General features: G+C 27.7%; 22 protein-coding genes. 15 read left to right on the top strand and 7 right to left on the bottom strand.

Translation table 11 applies throughout. The features are described from left to right. Positions 1–3 precede the first annotated feature (3 nt). The 5 genes from PF569_05915 (at position 4) to PF569_05895 (ending at position 5,100) form a co-directional block, all read left to right on the top strand. A complete protein-coding gene (locus PF569_05915; protein ID MDA3855772.1) occupies positions 4–1,614 on the top strand; it encodes an ABC-F family ATP-binding cassette domain-containing protein in 1,611 nt (536 codons plus the stop codon). Between the two features lie 92 nt (positions 1,615–1,706). Continuing rightward, positions 1,707–2,780 carry a radical SAM protein gene (locus PF569_05910; protein MDA3855771.1) on the top strand — a complete coding sequence of 358 codons (1,074 nt, stop codon included), beginning with the start codon at positions 1,707–1,709 and terminating at the stop codon, positions 2,778–2,780. A 39-nt stretch (positions 2,781–2,819) separates the two neighbouring features. Beyond that, positions 2,820–3,605, top strand: coding sequence for an HD domain-containing protein (locus tag PF569_05905; GenBank protein MDA3855770.1), 786 nt, complete (start codon positions 2,820–2,822; stop codon positions 3,603–3,605). Between the two features lie 92 nt (positions 3,606–3,697). Next, positions 3,698–4,813 (top strand): molecular chaperone DnaJ, encoded by a 1,116-nt coding sequence (dnaJ, locus tag PF569_05900; protein ID MDA3855769.1) that lies wholly within the window; start codon positions 3,698–3,700, stop codon positions 4,811–4,813. 2 nt (positions 4,814–4,815) lie between these two features. Next, positions 4,816–5,100: a hypothetical protein gene (locus PF569_05895; GenBank protein ID MDA3855768.1), complete on the top strand. Its 285-nt coding sequence runs from the start codon at positions 4,816–4,818 to the stop codon at positions 5,098–5,100. Positions 5,101–5,107: 7 nt separating this feature from the next. Here the strand turns inward: PF569_05895 and PF569_05890 are convergent, their stop codons facing one another. Then, on the bottom strand, positions 5,108–5,971 hold the full coding sequence (locus PF569_05890; protein ID MDA3855767.1) for a DUF835 domain-containing protein: 864 nt from the start codon (positions 5,969–5,971) through the stop codon (positions 5,108–5,110). A gap of 88 nt (positions 5,972–6,059) precedes the next feature. Between PF569_05890 and PF569_05885 the strand changes: the two genes are divergently transcribed. Continuing rightward, positions 6,060–6,470, top strand: a complete 411-nt coding sequence (locus tag PF569_05885; protein MDA3855766.1) for a 30S ribosomal protein S6e — start codon at positions 6,060–6,062, stop codon at positions 6,468–6,470. A 40-nt stretch (positions 6,471–6,510) separates the two neighbouring features. Beyond that, the gene (locus PF569_05880) at positions 6,511–7,317 is read left to right on the top strand and encodes an ABC-2 family transporter protein (GenBank protein ID MDA3855765.1); all 807 of its coding nucleotides are present in this window, start codon (positions 6,511–6,513) and stop codon (positions 7,315–7,317) included. 7 nt (positions 7,318–7,324) lie between these two features. Here the strand turns inward: PF569_05880 and prs are convergent, their stop codons facing one another. Continuing rightward, on the bottom strand, positions 7,325–8,221 hold the full coding sequence (gene prs, locus PF569_05875; protein MDA3855764.1) for a ribose-phosphate diphosphokinase: 897 nt from the start codon (positions 8,219–8,221) through the stop codon (positions 7,325–7,327). Positions 8,222–8,514: 293 nt separating this feature from the next. Between prs and PF569_05870 the strand changes: the two genes are divergently transcribed. Both PF569_05870 and proS read left to right on the top strand, forming a co-directional pair. Further along, positions 8,515–8,772, top strand: coding sequence for a hypothetical protein (locus PF569_05870; protein MDA3855763.1), 258 nt, complete (start codon positions 8,515–8,517; stop codon positions 8,770–8,772). A 47-nt stretch (positions 8,773–8,819) separates the two neighbouring features. After that, positions 8,820–10,277: a proline--tRNA ligase gene (proS, locus tag PF569_05865; protein MDA3855762.1), complete on the top strand. Its 1,458-nt coding sequence runs from the start codon at positions 8,820–8,822 to the stop codon at positions 10,275–10,277. A gap of 9 nt (positions 10,278–10,286) precedes the next feature. Here the strand turns inward: proS and PF569_05860 are convergent, their stop codons facing one another. Next, positions 10,287–10,427, bottom strand: coding sequence for a hypothetical protein (locus tag PF569_05860; protein MDA3855761.1), 141 nt, complete (start codon positions 10,425–10,427; stop codon positions 10,287–10,289). A gap of 91 nt (positions 10,428–10,518) precedes the next feature. Here PF569_05860 and PF569_05855 point away from each other — a divergent pair, with 91 nt between their 5' ends. After that, positions 10,519–11,448, top strand: coding sequence for a hypothetical protein (locus tag PF569_05855; protein MDA3855760.1), 930 nt, complete (start codon positions 10,519–10,521; stop codon positions 11,446–11,448). On the opposite strand, the gene PF569_05850 is transcribed toward PF569_05855, so the two are convergent. Then, positions 11,445–12,734: an MBL fold metallo-hydrolase gene (locus PF569_05850; GenBank protein MDA3855759.1), complete on the bottom strand. Its 1,290-nt coding sequence runs from the start codon at positions 12,732–12,734 to the stop codon at positions 11,445–11,447. The genes PF569_05855 and PF569_05850 overlap by 4 nt on opposite strands. A gap of 88 nt (positions 12,735–12,822) precedes the next feature. On the opposite strand from PF569_05850, the gene PF569_05845 reads away from it, so the two are divergent. Both PF569_05845 and PF569_05840 read left to right on the top strand, forming a co-directional pair. Beyond that, entirely contained in the window at positions 12,823–14,151 is a 1,329-nt protein-coding gene (locus tag PF569_05845) for an MgtC/SapB family protein (GenBank protein ID MDA3855758.1), read from the top strand. Positions 14,152–14,294: 143 nt separating this feature from the next. Continuing rightward, a complete protein-coding gene (locus tag PF569_05840; protein MDA3855757.1) occupies positions 14,295–14,546 on the top strand; it encodes a DUF2188 domain-containing protein in 252 nt (83 codons plus the stop codon). Between the two features lie 65 nt (positions 14,547–14,611). On the opposite strand, the gene leuS is transcribed toward PF569_05840, so the two are convergent. Further along, complete coding sequence (gene leuS / locus PF569_05835; GenBank protein MDA3855756.1) at positions 14,612–17,479, bottom strand: leucine--tRNA ligase; 2,868 nt, start codon at positions 17,477–17,479, stop codon at positions 14,612–14,614. A 123-nt stretch (positions 17,480–17,602) separates the two neighbouring features. Between leuS and PF569_05830 the strand changes: the two genes are divergently transcribed. Together PF569_05830 and PF569_05825 are read left to right on the top strand one after the other, a co-directional pair. Continuing rightward, entirely contained in the window at positions 17,603–18,157 is a 555-nt protein-coding gene (locus PF569_05830; GenBank protein MDA3855755.1) for a rubrerythrin family protein, read from the top strand. A gap of 161 nt (positions 18,158–18,318) precedes the next feature. Then, positions 18,319–19,635, top strand: a complete 1,317-nt coding sequence (locus PF569_05825; GenBank protein MDA3855754.1) for a DUF87 domain-containing protein — start codon at positions 18,319–18,321, stop codon at positions 19,633–19,635. Here the strand turns inward: PF569_05825 and PF569_05820 are convergent, their stop codons facing one another. After that, on the bottom strand, positions 19,636–19,896 hold the full coding sequence (locus PF569_05820) for a hypothetical protein (GenBank protein ID MDA3855753.1): 261 nt from the start codon (positions 19,894–19,896) through the stop codon (positions 19,636–19,638). It abuts the gene before it with no gap. A gap of 92 nt (positions 19,897–19,988) precedes the next feature. On the opposite strand from PF569_05820, the gene PF569_05815 reads away from it, so the two are divergent. Continuing rightward, positions 19,989–21,212: a hypothetical protein gene (locus PF569_05815; GenBank protein ID MDA3855752.1), complete on the top strand. Its 1,224-nt coding sequence runs from the start codon at positions 19,989–19,991 to the stop codon at positions 21,210–21,212. On the opposite strand, the gene PF569_05810 is transcribed toward PF569_05815, so the two are convergent. Then, positions 21,209–22,177, bottom strand: a complete 969-nt coding sequence (locus tag PF569_05810; GenBank protein MDA3855751.1) for an N-acetylmuramidase domain-containing protein — start codon at positions 22,175–22,177, stop codon at positions 21,209–21,211. The two genes, PF569_05815 and PF569_05810, sit on opposite strands and share 4 nt — an antisense overlap. Position 22,178: the final 1 nt, after the last annotated feature.

Below are 22,178 nucleotides of genomic sequence, written 5' to 3'. Positions count from 1 at the left end.
AAAATGAGTAAAGAATTAATTTTAAGAGTTAAGGGGTTTGAAAAAACCTTTGGAAGTGATGTTCTATTTGAAAATTCAGAACTTATTATTCATAAAGGAGACAAGGTTGCTCTGCTTGGACAAAATGGAACTGGAAAGTCAACTTTTGTTAAATGTATGGTTGGTGAAGAAGAGTATGAAGGGGTTGTTGAATTAAATACTGATATTACTATTGCAATAATGGAGCAAGAGAAAGTATTTGAACAAACTGAACTCACTTTTCATGATTATCTTGAAAATAAAAAAAACAAACTCTCAGTTAAAAAAGAAGCAATTGAAGCACAATTTGGAGATCCAAATATTTATGATGATATGGATTTGTATGAAAAACTATTGTCTGAACATGCTAAAATATCAATAAGACAAGAATTAAATATTGATGATAATGTGATTAGAGAAATTCTTGAAGAGATTAATTTTGAGATGCAAGATTTTAACAAGAAAATTTGCGATCTAAGTGGTGGACAAAGAACTAAATTAAGACTTGCAGAAGTTCTAAGTAAGGATGTAGAATTCACAATTCTTGATGAGCCTACTAATCATTTAGATTTTGAAACTATTAGATGGCTTGAGAAGAGAATATTTTATTCTAAGAAAAGTTTTATGTCGATTTCTCATGATAGATATTTTGTTAATTTAGTCTCAAATAGAATTGTTGAGATTGAGAATAAACATTTTGAAGTTTATGATTGCGATTATGTTGATTATTTAAAAAAAAGAAAATTACATCATACTCAATTAAAAAATAAACATCATGCAATTACTAAAGAGAAAACTAAATTAAAAGAGTCAGAGATGCAAAAAAGAGAATGGGCTCATTTAGTTGGAAGTAAAAAGATGAAAGTTCAAGCTGATAGATTACAAAAGAAAGCTGAAGATTTAGGAGATCCTCCAAATCCAGATGATTTTACAGACGAGTTTAAATTAAAATTTGAAGAAGGAAGTTTCATTGGAAATATGATTGCAAAGGGTAATGATATAGATAAAAGTTTTGGCGCAATTGAGATTTTAGAAAATGCATCATTTGATATTAAAAATGGAGAGAAAATTGCAATTATTGGAAAAAATGGTGTAGGTAAGACTACCTTACTAAAAATAATTAAAGGAGATGAATCTATAAATAGTGGAAATTTGAAATTTGGTTTAAATATGAAAATTGGTTATTTAGACCAAGAGTTTAAAGATATGGATTTGAAACAATCAGTTATGGATTATTTATGGGAGGCTGACCAAAAATTAATGGAGCATCATATAATATCCAATCTTATTAAATTCGGATTTGAAAAAAGCAAGATTCATAATAAATTAAAATCTTTGAGTGGAGGAGAAAAAACTAGAGTTTCATTAGTTAAATTAATGCTTAGTAAATGTGATATTTTATTGCTTGATGAGCCTACGAATCACTTAGATGTTGAATTGATTGAATCATTAGAAAAAGCTTTGAAAGAATTTAGTGGGACAGTAATTTTTGTATCACATGATAGACGTTTCATTAATAGAGTTGCACAAAAATTATTTTTGATTAAAAACAAAGAATTTGAGATATTAGAAGGTAATTATTCTGCTAATTTTTAATTATATTTTTAAACTCTGTTTTATTCTTTTTTACACAGTCAAAATCAAAGATTTTTCGGTGCATTTTTAAATTATAGAGCATTCAAAAATATATGAGAGAAATTGAAGATACTCCTTATTATTCTAAAAAAATAGGCGAATTACCTAAAGGATGTCAAATGTGTGTTAAAGGAGAGAAATTGGTTTTGTATGTGACAGGGATTTGTCCTAGACAATGTTGGTATTGTCCGCTTTCTGATAACAGAAAAGACCAAGATGTTATTTACATCAATGAATGGAAGACAGATTCATTTGAGGATATGCTTGAAGAAGCAAAATTAACTCAAGCAAAAGGAGCAGGAATTACAGGTGGAGACCCACTTTCAAGACTTGAGAGAACTCTTGAGTACATTAAGTTTCTAAAAGAAAAATTTGGAAAAGAGTTCCATATTCATCTTTATACAAGTTTAATTTTGATTAATAAAGATAATTTAAAACAATTATATGATGCAGGACTTGATGAGATTAGATTTCATCCAGATTTTGAAAAGAAAGAAGAATGGAGCAAAATTGATTTAGCAAATGAGTTTGATTGGGATGTAGGTGTTGAGATTCCTTGCGCCCCTAATGATAAAGAAGCAATATTAGATTTATGTGATTTCATTGAAGGAAAAGTGAAATTTTTGAATTTGAATGAATTCGAGATTTCAGACAGGAACTCAGAAGATATGATGAATGAGGGTTATGATACTAAAACTGACATTTCTCACGGAATCAAGGGTTCTGATGAGTTAGGATTGGAAATTTTAGAGCATTGTGAGAATAAACCATACAATGTTCATTTTTGTACTGGAACTCTTAAAGATAAAGTTCAGATGCAAAATAGATTTAAACTAAGGGCTCAGAGTATTGCAACTAAGTTTGATATTATTACAGATGAAGGATTAATGCTTCGAGGAGTAATTTATACCAAAGAAAAAGACTTAGAAACTCTTAATAAAACTAAAGAAATGCTTGAAGAAGAAGGCCTTGGAGTTATGATTGATGAGAAGAAATTAAGGATTTTAACATATCCCGAACATGTTCAGCAATTTGCCGAAGTTTTGAAGGAATTAAGTTTAGTTCCTGCAATTATAGAAGAAGATCCGACAGTTGAAGCATTTGAAGTTAATAGGGATTTTTTGTGAATCAGATAATTTTATATATTCCAAATTTCATTTTATTTAATGATTAAGTCTTTAATTAATAAATTTTCTCTGAAACTTGATTCTTATTCTGAAAAAAATATTATTGGAGAAACTAGACCTATTAATAAACCAATAGATTTATCTATACTTTTAGATAAAATTAAAGAAGAATTGTATTTTGATTCAAAGAAAGATTTTGATAAAGTTGCAATGGCAGTTTCAAGATCAAAGCATATGAAATATAAGTTTAATAATAGATTAATTTATCATTCATATAAAGTAGGCCTTATTGGAGCAAAACTTACCCGAAATCTTAAATTTAAAAATCCAAGTAAGTATTCTTCATTAAAAAAACGTGAAATTAGAGACGCAGGATTTTTGCACGATATAGGACATTTAGTTTCACCTATTGACATTTATTTTAAAAAGAATAAATTATCTGAAAAAGATAAGGAAATTTTAGCTCAACATATGCAATATGGAGAAATAATACTCTCAATTCTAGGAATTAAAAATTCCACAGTAGTTAATGCTGCAATGTTTCACCATGAAAAAATGGATGGTTCAGGACATTTTAATTTATCAGGCAGAGGTATTCCATTAGTTGCAAGAATTATTGCTGTTGCAGATATTTATGATGCTCTAAGAAGTGAGAGAGAATATAAATTGGGATTGACACATAATGAGACTTTTGAAATAATGTATAATGAAAATATGATGAAAGTTTATGATTCTGATATTCTAAATGCTATGAAATATATGTCTCCAAAAATTAATTTTTTTTATGATTTAAGATTTCAAAAAAAACTAGAACTATTTAAATAATAAAATTGACCCAAATCTTGAATTTCTTACAATTTTTTAGTTTTTGAGAGAAGTTTTATAAATAAATTCTCCTTATTCATATTAGATAAAAAATGACAAAGAACTATTATGATATTCTAGGCATTGAAAAAGGTGCTTCAAAAGAAGATATTAAGAAGGCATATAAAAAATTAGCAAAGAAGTATCATCCAGATATTTCCAAAGAAGCTAATGCCGAAACAAAATTTAAAGAGATTAATGAAGCAGCAGGAGTTTTACTTGATGACCAAAAGAAACAACAGTACGACACTTATGGTAGTACAGATGGACCTCAAGGTTTTAGTGGATTTGGTGGAGGAGGAGGAGGCTTTAATCCAGGAGATTTCGGAATTAATTTAGATGATATTTTCGAACAATTTGGTTTTGGTGGTTTTGGAGGAGGTTCCCGAAGACAGTCTCAAAAGAAAGATACTAGAATTTATTCTGAAGTTGAACTTACTCTAGAAGATGTTTATTTTGGTGTCAAAAAAGAAATTAAGATTACACATGATGTTGAGTGTTCTAATTGTTTAGGAAAAGGTGCTGAAAAATCTAGTGATGTTGAAACTTGTCCAACTTGTGATGGTAGAGGAGTTGTTATTGAAACTCAAAGATCTATTCTTGGACATATTAGAACACAAAGAACTTGTTATGATTGTTCAGGTAAAGGTAAGAGAATTAAGAACGCTTGTAGTAAGTGTTCAGGTAGCGGTACCGAATCTAAACATGATATTATTGAAGTTGCAATTCCTAAAGGTATTGAGAGCGGAGTTACATTAAGAGTTTCAGGTAAAGGAAATTATGATTCTCAAACTAGTACTTATGGAGATTTGTATTTGAAGATTTATGTTAAAAAAGATAAACAGTTTGAAGTTGAAGGTCCTGATTTGTATATGACGTTAGATATTAATTTTATTCAAGCAATACTTGGTGATGAAGTTGAATTTAAACATTTTAAGAAAACTCTTTCACTTAAAATCCCTTCAGGAGCACAACCTGGAACAATTTTAAGGTTAAAAGAAAAAGGTATTCCTCATTTTAATTATGGTGGTTTTGGAGATTTATATGTGAAGATAAATGTTGATATTCCAACTAAGAGTACTTCTGAACAAAAGAAGATTCTAGGAGAGTATGCTAAAACACTCAAAGATAAAAGTATCCTTAATAGAATGAAAGGATTATTTAAATAAAAATGAAATTTGATACACATAAATTTTTATATACATTGTTTGATAATGGGACAGTTATAGGTCATAGTATTCTTTATTTAAATAAAGATAATGAAGATGAAATAATTAAGATCTATAAAATTGAAATTGGCACATCTCCCGTTTCTTTTAAAGTATACAATGAGGATGGAAAAAGATATATTATTCCTTTTATTAGAGTAAAAAAAATTTTCCATAATGATACACTAGTGTGGGAAAATACTGATTTCAATATTTCTGATACGAAAATTATCAAAGGATTTAAATGAATTAAATTTAACTCTCTAAGTCATTCATGAAAGTTTGAAGTTCTTGAATTTGATCATTTTTTATTATGTCAATATTAATTAATGTGATTAAAATACCATTAAATCTCTCAGTCCTACTTGTTAAATATTTTAAAAATTCTAATACAATCGTGTAATTATTTGTTCTAAGAAGAAGATTTAGATCAACCATTAAAAATGGATTCTGGGATTGTTCTAAAAAATTGTCAACAAAAGTTATTAAATTGTTTAATTGGAGTGGGTCTACTATGTCTGAATTTTCATCTAAAGAATCTTTCAAATAATTTGAATCAATTCCCATGTCGATTTGTGATATCCAAGCTATTGGAGTTTTTTGTAAATTGTATTTGGATCTTATTTGTTTAGGATTGTCTTCAGTTATTAAAAATCCTTCAAAACCTTTTTTTGTTGCCTGAGAGAATTGTTCTAATAAATATTTTTTATCTTTTTTTACTGCAATATATGAACTTCCATTTGATACATTTAAATCTATTTCTCCACCTAAAGTTCCTTCTTGAACCGGAATAAATTTCATTTTTACAAATTTTCCTTTGAAATATTTTAAAATTACTTGTTCTAGAATTAGACCATATGTTAGAAACATAATTGAAATGAAATCTAACATGTATGTTGTTGCCTCAGTTATGTTTAAATTTATAATATAAATGTTGAAAAATCCTGCAAGAAATCTTAAAATTTGGGAACTTCCTAAGAATAGTGTTGAAATACCAATAAATAGCCATGGTTTCTTGTAGTCTTCCTGATATACTTTATTAAAAATAGATAAAACTATGATAATTGCAATTACTGAGATGATTCCAGATAATAAAGATATGAAGGAAAATGATATCATTGATTATTTTTGTTTATTCTTTTTTATAAAGTTTTATCATCACTTATTTAACATATATATTTATAAACCATATAAAATTCCTATTATTATGGCAATTAAAGTTGTTATTGGAACAAAATCTGGGAAATGCTTTCAAAAGGAGCTTTCTCAAGAAGAAGCTGAGGCTTTGTATCAAAAGACTCTCGGGGAAGAATTTAACAGTGAACTTATTGGTATCACTGGTGCTAAATTCTTAATTTCTGGGGGTTCTGATGCAAGTGGTTTTCCTATGAGAAAAGACCTACCAGGTATTAACAAAAGAAAAATCTTAGTTGGTAAGGGTATTGGTTTTAAAGGAAAACTTAGAGGTAAGAGATTTGGTGGTTTAAGAATTAAGAAAATGGTTGCAGGAAATACTGTATATGAGAAAACACACCAATTAAATCTAAAAACTATTAAGGGTGACGATGCTGTTGTTAAAGCATTTGCTCCTACTGTAGAAGAAGTTGCTGCAGAATAATAATATAAAAATTTATTAACTAAATTTTTTTCTAAATAATATGTCTAATTTTAATTTTAAGAGAAACCTATCTTTTACTAAAGAATATTTTATTGTGCATTTGAAAACTTTTAAAGAATATAAGACTAATTTATATTTAGGCATCTTTGCGCATCTGACATTTATGATAATTATATCCTTTAGTTTTTTTGTTCTAAAAGAACAATTCTCTGAAATTTTTTATTGGAACTTGAATGAATTTGCATTATATCTTATTCTTATGGAATTATTTCTGTTCTTCTTTCATCCTTGGTTTAGAGGATTAAGGGTTGATCTACTAACTGGAAAATTTAACGCTTATCTTACAAGGCCTGTTAGCCTATTTTTACACCAATCATTAGCAAATATTAAGATGGATACAATCCTTTTTAGTTTAATATATATGCTTGCACTGATAATCTATTTTGCATTCATTGATATAAATTTTAATTTAATTAGAGCTACAGTTACTATGGGATTTTCATTTTTGGGAGGAGTTTTTTTAATGAATGTGAGATGCTTTCTGAATTCATTAGCTTTTTTTATAAAGGAGAATGGCTTTCTGGGTGAAATTTATTTTGGAAATTTTACAAATGCTTTTTCTTATTATCCTATTTCTTTTTTTAAGAATAATTCTATTAGATATTTTGGATTAATTGTTGGAGTAGTATATTATGCAACACTACCTACTGATTTTTATTTTGGATATATAGGATACAAAGAATTGTTTGATTATTTTTTGATATTAATGGGAATGATTGTAGTATTAATAATTAGTAGCTATTTCTTGTGGAAGAAAGGATTAGAAAAATATGAGGGTTATAATTAAATAATTATTATTTTGTTTTTGGAAGCTCTTTTCTTAATTCTTCGAGTAAAACTTCAGTTATATCAATTTTATTTGTTTCGTGCTCAACGGTATTACATGTTACAATATCATCAAAACCTGCTCTTTTCATTTTAATATATCCTTTTTCTACAAATAAACCATGAACACCAATCGCATTTACTGTTTTTGCGCCTAATTTCCTTGCTTTTTGACATGCTTTAACCATTGTGTTCCCAGTTGAGATAATATCATCTACAATCACCACATTCTTGCCTTTAATTATAATATCTTTAGTAACTTCGACATCAACTGTTCTGGATGAGTGACGAGTTTTGTCAAATACTGTATCTTCAACGCCAATTTCTTTTGAAATTGTATCTGCCCATTGATAAGATTCCCAATCAGGACCAATTACCGCAACATTTCTATATTTTCTTTTTATGAATTTTGCAATTAGATGATTTGCAGTTACATTTTTTGCTGCAATTGTAAATACATCTTTCATTTTTAAAATTCTATGTAGGTGTGGGTCTACAGTAATTATTTTATCGATTCCTGAATTGTTAATTAAATCTGACATTATTTGGGCATTTATAGACTCTCCATCTTTGAATCTTTTATCTTGTCTCATGAAGGCTAGATATGGTACTACAAGAACTACTTTCTTTGCTCCTAAATCTTTTGCAGTTTTTGCAGCAAAGATTACATCAAATAATGATTTATTTGGATTTGGTTGAAAACTTTCAACTATTATTAATTTTTCTTTGCTTAGTTCAGTATTATATTTTAAATATAAATCTCCGTCAGGGAATGTAGTAACCTGAGTTTTAGAGTATTTAGCTCCAAGTTCTTTTGCAATTTTTTTTGCAATTTTTTCTGAATTATTTAATGTTGTGATTATCATAATTTAAAATTTACAAAATAACTTTATAAACTTTAATTTTCACTAGCAAAGATGATTAGGATTAAATTTATAAATTAATTATATCTTTTATTTATTATGGAGAAATTTAATTTAGTAAGATTAAATGATTTTCGGCCTAGATAATTGTAGAATTTACTATTTTAAATCAGATACTTCACTTCCCGTTTTATTCTAAAATTTAATTTGAAAATTAAAGAAATAGTTCTACGAATTTGTAGTTTACAATAGAAAATAGAAAAACAAAATGAAAAGAAAATTAGAAAGAGAAATAAGTGATTGTCGGCCTAGATGTAGGATTAATTGCAGAGATTGAATACTCACTTGAAGAATTAGGTGTAGGGAATAAAGAAGGGATTAAAAATACTTTATTTGGATATCTTAATGGAGATTATAATTTAAATATTGAAAATTATTATTTTGAAAATGATTCTATTTTTATACATTATAATAAATTAGATTCGTCTTTTACAAGAAAATTTAGAGAATATAAATTAGAAAATAATCAATTTCAACTAGTTGTGAATAATTAGAAACAAATATAAAGTAAAAATTAACTTAAATTATTAGGTAAATAAAAATGGCGAAAAATGATAAACAACAAGAACTGGCAATTACAGTTAAGAAAGAAGAGAATATCTCTGAGTGGTATACTCAAGTTATTCAAAAAGCAGATTTGATTGAACATACTAGAGTTAGTGGATGTATGGTTTTTAAACCAAATTCTTATCAAATTTGGGAAAAGATTACTGCATTTTTTGATGCAAAAATTAAAAAATCTGGTGTTAAAAATGCATATTTTCCTCTTCTTATTCCTGAGAGTTTATTAATGAAAGAAAAAGATCATGTTGAAGGTTTTAGTCCTGAAGTTGCATGGGTGACTCATACAGGACACTCAGAATTAAAAGAGAGATTGGCAATTAGGCCTACTTCTGAAGCAATTATGTATGATTCATATTCAAAATGGATTCAGTCATATAGAGATTTACCTTTAAGGTTAAATCAGTGGTGCTCAGTAGTTAGGTGGGAATTTAAGCATCCAACTCCTTTTATGAGGAATAGAGAATTTTTATGGCAAGAAGGACACACAGCATTTGCAACTAAAGAAGAAGCTGATGCAGAAGTTTTAGAAATTTTAGGATATTATGCAGATATTTATGAAGAATTGCTTGCCATGCCTGTTGAAAAAGGACTGAAATCGGCAAAAGAAAAATTTGCAGGAGCAGATTATTCTACAACAGTTGAACCTCTTGCACCAGATGGAAAAGTTATTCAAGGTGGTACTTCACATATGCTTGGTCAAAATTTTGCAAAAGCTTTTGATATTACATTTTTAGATAAGAATCAAAAAAAACAACATGTTTGGCAAAATTCGTGGGGAATCTCAACTAGAACTATTGCAGGAATGATTTTATTTCATTCAGATAATAAAGGTTTAGTCTTACCTCCTAGAGTTGCATCAAATAAAGCGGTAATTATTCCTTTACTTTTTAAAGGAAAAGAAGATATTGTGCTTGAAAAAGTAGAAGAGTTGAAAACTATACTTGAAGAGTTTAATCCAATTATCGATGATGATAGGAAAGATAGTCCTGGATTTAAATTTGCAAAATGGGAAATTCAAGGAATTCCTATTAGAATTGAAATTGGACCAAGAGATTTGGAGAGTGGACAAGTAATTATTAGTATCAGAGATTCAGGGGAAAAGAAAGAAGTAAAATTTGAAAATTTGAGAGAAGTTGTAGCTAAAGAACTTGAAGAAATGCATGAGAGATTATACAATAAAGCTAAAAAAATACAAGATGAAATAACTATCGAAGTTAATAATTTCAAAGATTTCGAAAACGCTATTAAAGATAACAAAAGATGTCTTGTTCCTTGGGCAGAGAGTACTGAGAGTGAAGAAGAAATTAAAGAAAAGACTGGTTCAAAAAGTTCATGCATCCCTTTTCGATTTAAAGATAAATCTCTTAAGAACATTAAATGTTTTTATTCAGGAAAACCCGCTACTTGTTGGGCTTATTTTGCTAAAAGTTATTAAAAATTATATTTAGTTTTTGATTTCATCAATTTTTGATTCTATATCATCAATGCCTAATAATCTTTGAATTTTAAAATTAAATTCTTTGTCTTCTTCAAGTTCCTCTAAAAGAAGTTTTTTTATATTTTCTCTTGTAATATCTTGTGTCATTTTAACTGATTTGATATTTATACTAAGTATATTTTATTTATAATACTACTCTCCGGTAAAGTTTATAAGTTTGGGTTTGCTATTATAAATAATGAAACTTCTTTTAAGGCCTATTAATCTTGATGAATCATACGAAGAATATGGTAAATTATATTTACCTAGAAGTTATGATAATTTAACAAGAACTAATGGTTCTCCAGTCTATGAAGATCATATTTTAGATACATTAAATAATTCTAAAGGACTATATATACATGAAAAATATTCAGATTTGTTTTCAGGAATTGTTCTCTTTCATGATTTTCCTGAAGATTTTAAAGCATATTTTAAAAATACTTATTCAAATACATTAATGATGCAAGTATATAATCCTTTGAAAAATATAACTGGTCCTAAAAGTATAGAAGTAGTTACTTTGAATCATTTCTTAGAGGGAAAAGTTTATTCAAATTTATTACTTTATGGAATTTATAAAATTTCTAAAAATATTGGAGAAGATTCACAGAAATATGTTTCAGAAGTTCTAAGGAGAAGTGATGAAAGAGATGTTGATTTCTCGTTAGTTTCTAGAGAAGAATTGAAGAATATAGATTTATTGGTTTGCCTTGCTAAAACTTGTGATATAGATTCAAATAATAAAAATTTCCTTGAAGAAGCTAATGATGAAAAAGAACAGTTCTCTTTTAGGGGGAAAAAAACTAGAAATAGTTTAGAAAGAATTTTCTTTGATATACCAAATCTTTCAAAAAGAATTGAAGAAGATAAAAATTTTAAAATTAAAGGAGAAAAAATATTTGATAATAATTTTGCTCAAACTATTTTATCAGTTACAAAATATAATATTCTTGAATATTTTAAAAGATTTGACATTATAGAAACTTTAGTTGAGAATAAAGGTTTGGGTTCAAAAGTTAATACTTCAAATTATAGTGATTATCAAATACTTTTAGATAAATTAAAAGAAAGAAATCCTGAATTATTTTCAGAAAGAGCAAATTTAAAAAAAGTAATGGGAATTTAGAAATCTAATTCTTCTCCAATATAGGGATCATAAACTTTAGCATCAGTATTTTCTTTTGCCCAATTTCTTACAGCTTCAATTGCTTCTAAATCTCCATGCTGGAGTATTAGACTTTTAGGTTTAATTTTTTCAATTAAATTATGAATACTGTCTTGGCCATAATGTGCTGAAAAATCAAATTTTCTTACATGTGAGACTACTTTTTCTCTGTGATGATTTGTATAAAAAGTATGATCTTCAAAAATTGATCTACCATTTGTTCCTTTTGCTTGATATCCAGTTAAAATAATAAAATTTTCTTGAACATGAGTATAATGACCCATATAAGATACTACTGGTCCTCCTTGTACCATTCCTGAAGTTGTAAGAATTACTATTCCTTTCTTTTTAGCAATATCTTCTCTTTCCCTAGGAGATTTAATTTTTATTGCTCTTTTAAACATTTGATCAAGTATATCTTTATTGTCAATATAAGGGTCATCAGATTTTACCATATGTTCAGTCAATTTTCTTGCCATACCATCAAGATAGATTGGAATACTTAGATCTAATTTATTTAATATTATTAGAACCTCTTGAGACCTACCAACTCCAAATACTGGAACTAATGCTGAACCTCCTTCTTTAACACAACTTTCAATAGATTTAATTATTCCTTCTTCTGCATCAACCCTATCAGGGTGTCTTCTATCACCATAAGTATTTTCAGTAATTAAAATATCTACTTCATTTTGAAGTTTGTCTAGATTTGATGGAATCATTAAATTTGTATCTTCAGTATTTATATCGCCAGTATATAGAACTGTTTTACCTTCAATTTGCATAAGAATTGATGCACTTCCTGGAATGTGACCAGCATTTAAATATTGAAACTTAATTTTTCCATCTTTTGTAGTGTATTCCTTATCATAAGTTACAAATTTCAAATCTTGTTCTACAGCTTTTATATCTCTTTCAGAATAAGCCGGATGAAGATGTTTTAATTTTTCTAAATGATATGAGTCTGCAAGAAGCATATTAACAATTCTCCAAGTCATATCTGTTGTATAAATTGGACAATTTAATTGTTTGTGCTCAAGCATAGGAAGTGCACCACTGTGATCAAGATGTGCATGAGATAGGAATAAACCATCCAAATCATGGATTTTATCTAAATATTTAGGATATTCAATACCTTGAGGTATAAATTTAACTCCTGCATCTAATAAATACCTTTTTCCTTCTGATTGAATCTCAATACAGCTCTTTCCTACTTCTCTTGCCGCCCCATGGAATATTATTTTCATAATATAATTTTAATAATTTTAGTTTATATTCTTTTGTTACTTTAGATAAAGGAATAATAATTATAAAATAAATAAATATTTTTTAAGTATGTTAGATGATATGTACCTTGGCCTTATGCTCTCAATACTTCTTGGACTTTTAATTGGAGCTCAAAGAGAGATAAGACAACAAAGACTTAACAAAAAAGATTTTGCAGGCCTTAGGACATTTACATTCATCTCAATTTTAGGTTATATTATCGGATTTTTCTCTTTTGAAATCATTAATGATTCTAGTCTTTTTATTTTAACATTTTTCGGATTGATTTTGCTTATGGGTCTGACATATTTTATTGTACCAAAAGTTAATTCTACACAAATTGGTATTACTTCTCAGGTGAGTGCACTTCTTACTTTCTTAATTGGTGTTTTAATTAGTTTAAAATATTATCAAATAACTATTGGGCTTGCAATTATTATAGCTACAATTCTAGCCCTTGGGACAAAGCTTCATAGCTTTGTTAAAAAAGTTAAAACTTCAGAAGTTTATGCTACTCTTGAATTTGCAATTATTTCATTAGTTATACTACCTCTTTTACCAAATAAAAATTATTCTCCACTAGATTTACCATTTATAGGGCAAATTTTCCTTTCTCAAAAAAGTATATCTTTAGAATTTTTAGCAAAACTTGATGTTTTTAATTTTTATTATTTATGGCTAATGGTTGTTTTTATTTCTGGTATTGCTTATGTTGGATATATTTTAATGAGAACTATTGGCGCAAAAAAAGGAATTATAATTACAGGTTTTTTAGGAGGATTTATGTCTTCAACTGCACTTACTTCATCATTTTCTATTGAAAGTAGGGAGTATAAAGGGCTTTCTAATCCACTTGCACTTGGAGTAATTATTGCTTGTTCTACTATGTTTTTTAGAATTATTTTTGAAGTTTTAGTTATTAATCCTGAATTGGTTTATGGAGTTTTTATGTCTCTTGGGCTTATGGGAATTACAGGATTTATTTTAGCAGGATATATAATGTTTAGGAATCATAATGATAAAAAAACATTTAAAAAATTTGAAACAGATTCTCCTTTTTCAATTAAACCTGCATTAAAATTCGCATTATTATTTTTATTTATCACATTTTTTTCAAAGCTTTTCACATTGATTTATGGAAATTCGGGAATTTACATTTTAGCTTTTATTTCAGGAATTACTGATGTTGATGCAATTACTATTTCTCTTCTTACTCTTGCAAAACAAAATTCAATTTCAAATATTACTGCCCAGTTTGGAATAATTATAGCTGCAATTTCAAATACATTATTTAAAGGAGGAATTGCATATTATTTAGGTTCGCATGAATTCTTTCAAAAAGTCTTTTTTGTATTTTCTATAATTTTAGCAATTGGTGGAATTAGTATGTTTATTTAGAATTATTTAGTAAATAATAAATACACAAATCAAAAGTAAATTTAATTATTCCTCTCATAAGTATGTTGTCACATACTTTTATAAATATAGAAAACAATTAACAATTGTTAATAATTAAATAAGTATTGACAAAGGTGATCGAAATGAAAAAGAAAAATAAACATGTAGTTCCTCACGATATTGGGTGGGCAGTTTTAACTGAAGGAAAAAGTCGCGCTTCTAAACTATTTACTACAAAAGCTGGAGCTCTAAAATATGCTCATGAGGTAACACTTAGAGATGATTTATGTATGTTTGTTCATGATAAACATGGGAAAGTTAGTCATGTTAAATGTCCAAGAAGAATTGCTCCTGCAATCCTTAGGTTGTTTCAACATAAATATGGATTAACTTGAAAAATAATAATTTGAAAATTTACATGAAAATTAAAATTTTTTAAATATTGCAAAAATGCAATACTTTATTCTAAAATTATTGAAGGTTCTCTAGGGATACAATTATTTGAATCTATTTCTAAATTATCTGCATTATCAATTACAATTTCGCAATTAAATGTTTTTTTTAAGAAATCAATCATACTTGTAATAAATTTCTTTTCATCTTCTCTAGATAAATAATTGGACAAACCATCTTCTCCAAGAGTTTTTGGTACAAATTTTTGAATGAATTTCTTGTCTTCTGAAAAGTCTTTATTTAATTCACCAAAAATAGTTTTAATATCTTTAGTATTAGATAGTAATTCTTTTAATCTGTCAAATAATTTAAACCTTGCTTCTTTAGCTTGAACAATTGTAATTTTTTTAAGATGAGATAATTGTTTTATGTCCTTTGTTCTTGAAATAATATTAATTAAACTTTGACCTATCTCTTCGATATCTTCTGCTTTTTTATTCATATAATCTTCAATTTTTGTTTCAAATTTCGTGAGACTAATTTCAGATTTATTCCCCAATTGTTCATTTAATTCTTCACAAATGTGAGGTATAACTGGAGTCATCAAAATTAAATAGTCTTGAGCAATGAATCTTATAACTTCAAGAGTTTCTTCATTTGAAGTTCTTCTTTCATGATAATTTATATCATTTAATAATTCGTATAAAACAGATACATATGCTTCTCTAATTCTGAAGTCGTCCATATAATTAAAATACTCTTTTGTTCTAGAATAGAATTTTGAAATTAACCATTTGTTTGTGTCTGAAAATTCATCATATTTTTTAATTGGTTTTTTAATTGAGTATTCAATTAGTGATTGCCATTTCTCGAATTTTTTTTCTAATTGAAGGATTTCTGTATCTTTAAAGTCCATCTCAATATCATAATTTGCACCAACTCCAACATATAATCTATATAAGTCTGCACCGTAAATATCTTTAATTCTAAATAATGGTATTCCGTTCCCTTTAGATTTTGCAATTTTTTCTCCATCTTTAGTTAATAGTCCTCCAATTGTTATACATTTTGGCCAATACTCTTTTTCAAATATTAGTCCATAATGATAAATTAAAAATGATAAATGATTTGACATGTGTGGTGCTGCAGTATATCTTAGATCAAAACTTTTCCAATACTTTACTTCTGATCTCATCTCATTAATTAATTTTTCATCAATATCTAATTTGTTAATGTCACCTTTTCCTAATAAAACATAATCAAATAATTCTAAAGTTAGTTTTTTAGCAGGAATGTTTTCTTTGTAAATAGTTTTTGCCATCAAATAAAACATTTGATAAATTGTTGAGTCTGATAATGCTTCAATTACCCATTCTTTATCGAAAGGGAGTTTTGTACCAAGACCTCTTTTCCTTGCGCAAGGTCTCATTTGAACCCACTCTAAATAACCTCTTTGAGTTGGCCTCATTTTATGAGGATTATATTTCATATTATCTAAAACATCAAAGGCAACTTGTTTTGTTTCATCTTTAGTGTAATCTAAGAACCATTGTTCATCAAGGATTGCAACAATTACTTGATCATTTCCCCTAGTTTTTGCCCTTCTTGAAGTTTCATAAAAAATTCCACCTAATTCTAAATCTTTTAATTTTTGAGCAACTTTATCTTTTGCATATTTAATTGGAACACCTTCGAATTCTCCAGCATTTTCATTTAAAACTCCTCCATAATGTTCTTCTTTGTATAGTTCTTGTTTTGCTTGCTCTAAACCTTCAGAACTCTTAGAATCTTTTACTTTAAATTTGTTACATTTATTTTCTGCAGGACAAGAAGCATTGTAGTTTATTATATTTCCTTTCTTATCTTTTGTTATAACTGTATTTATTACTTGAATTGTTTCAGGAAGTCTTTTTTCTTTTTTTGCATCAACTAAGGCAATGTAGTCATGTGGCGCTCCGGCTGGTGATGAATATACAATACCTGTCCCATGATTTGAATCTATAAATGATGCTTCTGCTATAAGAACTTCTCTATTGACAATTGGAGCTATTGCAGTTTTCCCGATAAATTCTTTACCTTTATGTTCGCTAATTACTTTTACATTATCAAATTGGTTTTCTACTTTTACTAATGCATCTTTTGAGATTACCCAAGTTTTATTTTCTACTTGAACTTTAATCAAGTCCATTTTGGAGTCTACCCACATATTAGTTGTCCCAAATAATGCATCAGGCCTTAGAGTACATATCACTAAATATTCATTTGTATCTTTTAATTGAAATAATATATAATTCATTTCTTGAAGAGTTACTTTTTCAGTATCTCCATCTTTTATGTCATCTTCACCAACTGCATTTTTATCTACTGGAGAATATAATATTGGGTATTTTCCTCTAGTTAAAATTCCTTTGTCATGCAATTTTTGAAATTGCCATTCTATGAACTTGTTGTAGGCTTCATCACCTGTTGTGAATTGTCTGGACCAATCAATTCCTAAACCTACGCTATTGAATGTTTCTTCAATTTTAGATGAGAAATATTTTGCAATATTCATTGGATCTTTAAATGTTTCAATTAAGTCATCTTGACCTTTTTTATCTTTAACATAATCTGAAATTGCTTCTCTTGTTAATCGAATTTGTTTTTCATCACCTTTTGCGATTCCATCTGAAACAGCTAAAACTGGAGTTCCTGTAATGTGAAATCCCATAGGATATATCGCATTTTTTCCTAAAATTCTTTGATACCTTGTATAAATATCGCAAGTTGTAGAAGTTCTTCCGTGTCCTATGTGCATTACTGAATTTGCATAAGGATATGCAATAGTTGCAAAGTATTTTTCCTTTTTATTATCTATTTTTGGCTCGAATGTTTTATTTTCATTCCATTTATTTTGCCATTTTTTTTCTATTTGTTTTTGTTTATCACTAACCATTCTTCAAATCTATTATTATTTCAATTGTATTCTTTTTATATATTTTTTTAAATTTATGAATAATTTGAGTGTTTATTTGAAAAATTACATACTTTTTTAAATCATTATAAAGATATATAGGTTATGGATACTAATGAAATTAAAACTAAATACCCTAAGACATATGAAAATATTATGACTGCATTTGCAGGAGAGTCACAAGCTAGAAATAAATATGATTTTTTTGCTAAAGTTTCTAGAAAAGAGGGACATCAAAAACTTGCAGAATTTTTTGAAGAGACTGCAAAAAATGAGATGGAACATGCTAAACTTTTATTTAAATTAGTTAATGGAATTGGTTCATCTAAAGAAAATTTACAAGAGTGTATTGATGGAGAGAATTATGAGACTGAGGAGATGTATCCTGAGTTTAAAACAATTGCACAAGATGAAGGATTTAAAGGTGCTGAACTTTTATTTGACAAACTTGCAAAAATTGAAAAGCTACATGAAGAAAGATATAAAAGATTACTTACAGAACTTGAAGCAGATTCTTTATACAATAGCAAATCTGGAGAAAAAATTGCTTGGATTTGTCAAAAATGTGGAAATGTGCATGAAGGAGAAAAAGCTCCAGAGGTTTGCCCTGTATGCGCTCATCCTAAAGGATATTACGAGAGAGAACAAATTCAATATTAATTCTTTTTTTAAATTTTTAATTTAATTTAAATTTTTTTACTCCTTTTTAGTCTAATAAATCTTTATATAGGACTTCTTTTATTAATATAGTAGGTAAATAAAAAATGTATAGTCATAAGTGAATAAATCACTTATTCGAATCCATTTTTAATAAATAAAAAATGTATGATATTGTTTTAGGAAGAAGCGCTTCTGATATAAAAAAGTACGGAAAAGAAGGTGCAGTTTTTATTGGAAAACAGTATGTACAAATGGGACAGACTTCATCACTTTCTAATCCAATTTATATGGATGTTGCAAGAGCGCACGCCATGCTTATATGTGGAAAGAGAGGAGGAGGAAAGTCCTATACAATGGGTTCGATTGCTGAGGGACTCGCTGATATGGACCCAGATATTGCAAAAAACTTAGCTTTTGTTTTACTTGATACTATGGGAGTTTATTGGTCTATGAAATACGCCAATAAGAAAGAAGAAGATATTCTTAAGAGATGGGGTCTTGAAGGTAAAGGTTTAGATGTTGTAATTTTTGTTCCAGGTGGTTTTTATAATAAATATAAAGAAGATGGAATCCCTGTTGATTTTCCATTTTATGTTAGACCTAATGAATTAAGTACTGAAGATTGGATGAATGCATTTAAATTAGGAACAGATGATCCGATAGGTGTTGCAGTCCAAAGAGTAATTAATAAATTATTAGATTCAGGGAAGAATTTTGAGATAGATGATGTACTTGATTTTACTAATAAAGATGATAGATTAAATGACCAAACTAAGCTTGCTGTAACAAATAGATTTGAGAATTGTAAGACTTGGGGTATTTTTTCTAAGAATGCTAGACCAATTAGAGAAATTTTGATTGGTGGGAAAGTTACTGTTATGGATTTATCACCTTATGTTGCAATGCCTGGTGGATGGGAAGTTAAAGCATTAACACTTGGAATTATTGCTAAGAAAATTTTTGTTGAGAGAATGCTTGTTAGGAAAAGAGAAGAACTATACGATATTGTTAATAAAACGCAAGTTCTTAAGAGTGATGATGTTAAGGATGATTTGCCTATGCCTTGGCTAATTGTTGATGAAGCTCATGAGTTTTTACCAAGAGATGATACAGCCCCATCTTCACAAGCACTTATTACAATTCTTAGAGAAGGACGTCAACCAGGTGTTAGTTTAATTCTTGCAACTCAGCAGCCAGGAAAAATACATACAGATGCAATCACTCAATCAGACATAGTTTTATCTCACAGGATTACTTCTTCATTTGACCTAGAAGCACTTGATAAAATTTTTTTGAGTTATGAGTCCAAAGGTTCAAAAGCTCTTTTTAATTCGATGCCTAGAACTAGAGGTTGCGCAATTATTATGGATGATAAGAATGAGAGGTTACATACCATGCAAGTTAAACCAAGATTTACATGGCATGGAGGTGAGGACCCTAATGCAATTAGAGAAATCAAAGATGATTTTGATTTTTAATTAAGGACAGTATATTATTCTTGTATTAGGAGAGTCAATTGAATTTTGAGGAATTTTGCCACCATAGTACACTATTTCTGGAACATCTTTTTTAAAAAAATAAGACCTAACTTTTGGCGCAATATCTTTTGAACCATCACCACCAAATACTATTCTATCTATATTTTCTTCTGAAAATCCTTCAATTAGTTCTATTCCCCTTTGAATTGCAATATCTTTGTTTTCAGAAATTAATTTGATTATTCTTTTACTTAAATCCATATTATAGGTTTCGTGTCTTTTAATATTATAAATCTTTTGTATTTGTTTTTATATTACAAAACCTTTTTTAATGAATTAATATTTAAAAATATATGAAAAAAACATCTCTTAAAGATTATTTGAAAGAAATTTTACCTGAAGATAAGCAAAATGTTGCTTTTCGTTCATTTGAAGTTGTTGGAGATATTGCAATTATTGAAGTTCCAGAAGAAATAGAAGCTTATGGGAAACAAATTGGTGAGGCAATTTTTAAAGTTAATTCTTCAATTAAAACTGTTCTAAAAAAATCTGGAGTTCATCACGGAGAATTTAGAACTCAAGATTTAATTTATGTTACTGGAGAGAATAAGAAAGAGACTCTTTATTTAGAAAATGGTATTAGATTAAATGTTAATCCTGAAGTTGTTTATTTTTCTGCAAAACTTTCAACAGAGAGAGAGCAACTTATGGAAAATTTGAAGGAAAATGAAAAAATTCTAGTTATGTTTTCAGGAGCTGGACCTTATAGTTTTGTTGCATATAAAAAACAACCAAATTTGCAAAGAGTTACCAGTATTGAGATTAATCCTATGGGTCATGATTTGGCGGTTTCAAATATAGATTTGAATAAAAATCTAGTTAAAAAATCAAAATTATATAAATCTGTATTAGAGTTTGTGAAGAATAATAATTTTCCAATTTATGAAAAAGTCTTAACTGAGATTATTAGTAAATTAAAATTTAATTTTATTAATGGAGATGTAGAAAAAGTTACTCAAAACCTTCATTTGAAAGAATACTTAGAACCAACAGATTCATATGATAATTATATTATTAATCAGACGATTGAAAAAATATATGATAGTTTGAAAAATTCAACAAAAGATGTATTAGTTTTGGATCTAGATAAATTTATTGTTAAATCAGATATTATAAATTATATTGTATTGTTTTCACAAAAATTTAATTTTATTTGTAAAATTGAGGGTACAAAATATTTGTTTGATAATAGTTTAACAAAAACCTACCTTATCAATTATTTAGAAAATTCAAAAGATGGACTTTTAAATATTAATCTTTTTGATGAGATTTTTATGCCTCTGCCAAAGGATGCTTCACATTTTTTAGAAAGTGCTTTTAGAGTTGCTTCTAAAGGGGCAATTATTCATATGTATGACTTTGTACATGAAAATGATTTCCCTCATTTTACTGAGAATACAGTAAAAGAGAATGCAAAGGAATTTGGACGAGAAGTTGAGATTATTGAGACTAGAAAAGTAGGACAATATAGTCCAAGAAAATATAGAGTTTGTTGTGATTTTAAAATATTAGATTAAGATAAAGATTTAAATGTATCCTCTAATTTCTCATCATAACTATTTTCAGCATAAGCGGGACCATTATAATTTCTTGCGATAATACTCCAATCAGTATTTTCTTTATCTAATTCATTTTTTAGTACTGGTGTTGATTCAATAAAGTTAATCATTGCAGCAATTTGTTTTTCTGGGTCAAACATATCTTTGTAAAATTTTTCAGGACTATCATATCCTGCTTTTTGATAATTAAAACCCATTATTTGTCCAAAACCAAAACTTGTACTTAATATTGCCGACCTTTCATCTATTTCCTTTGCTTTCATGAACGCATCTTTATTTGTTTCAGATGAAACTCTACTAAAACTTTCTCCAGAATTTATTGTACAAGGCATTGTATTTGCTCCCACATATTTATTAAATTTATGACATTCAAATCTAAGTGTTGGATGACCTTCAGTATCTAAAGGGTTAGATTTTGTCTCAATTAAGATTATTGATTTTATTTTATTTATATCATCAATAGTTGAATATTTACTAATTACTTTGTCTAAGTCTAATTCTTCGTAAACTTTTTTAGCTTCACTTTCTGCAAGTACATTTTCATAATTTGAATTTGAAAGAGAACTTTTTTCATCAGATTTTAAATCTTCTAATCTCTCTTTAAATTCATTCCATCTATATTCTTCTTCTTTTGAACAACTATCTTCATAATAATCACAATCTTTAATTTCAGAATATAACTTTAAGATGCTTTCTTCATCTGAGGAACATTCTTCGTCATTACAATTTTTTAGAACTTTATCACAATATTTATCTGAGATTTCACATTGATTATCATAATAAATTTGCGCTGCATCTAAAATTTTTAGAGCATCTGAATTTTTAGAAAATGAAGACCATACTATCATTACAACAAATAACATAATCATTAAAATTATTATTTTATCCCATATTCCTTTCTTATTTTTAAAAAGGTTTGACATT

The organism is Candidatus Woesearchaeota archaeon (assembly GCA_027858315.1).
Taxonomy (GTDB): Archaea; Nanobdellota; Nanobdellia; order Woesearchaeales; family UBA583; genus UBA583.
The sequence above is the reverse complement of the archived record's forward strand: the minus strand, read 5'-3'. Positions and strand labels throughout refer to the sequence as shown.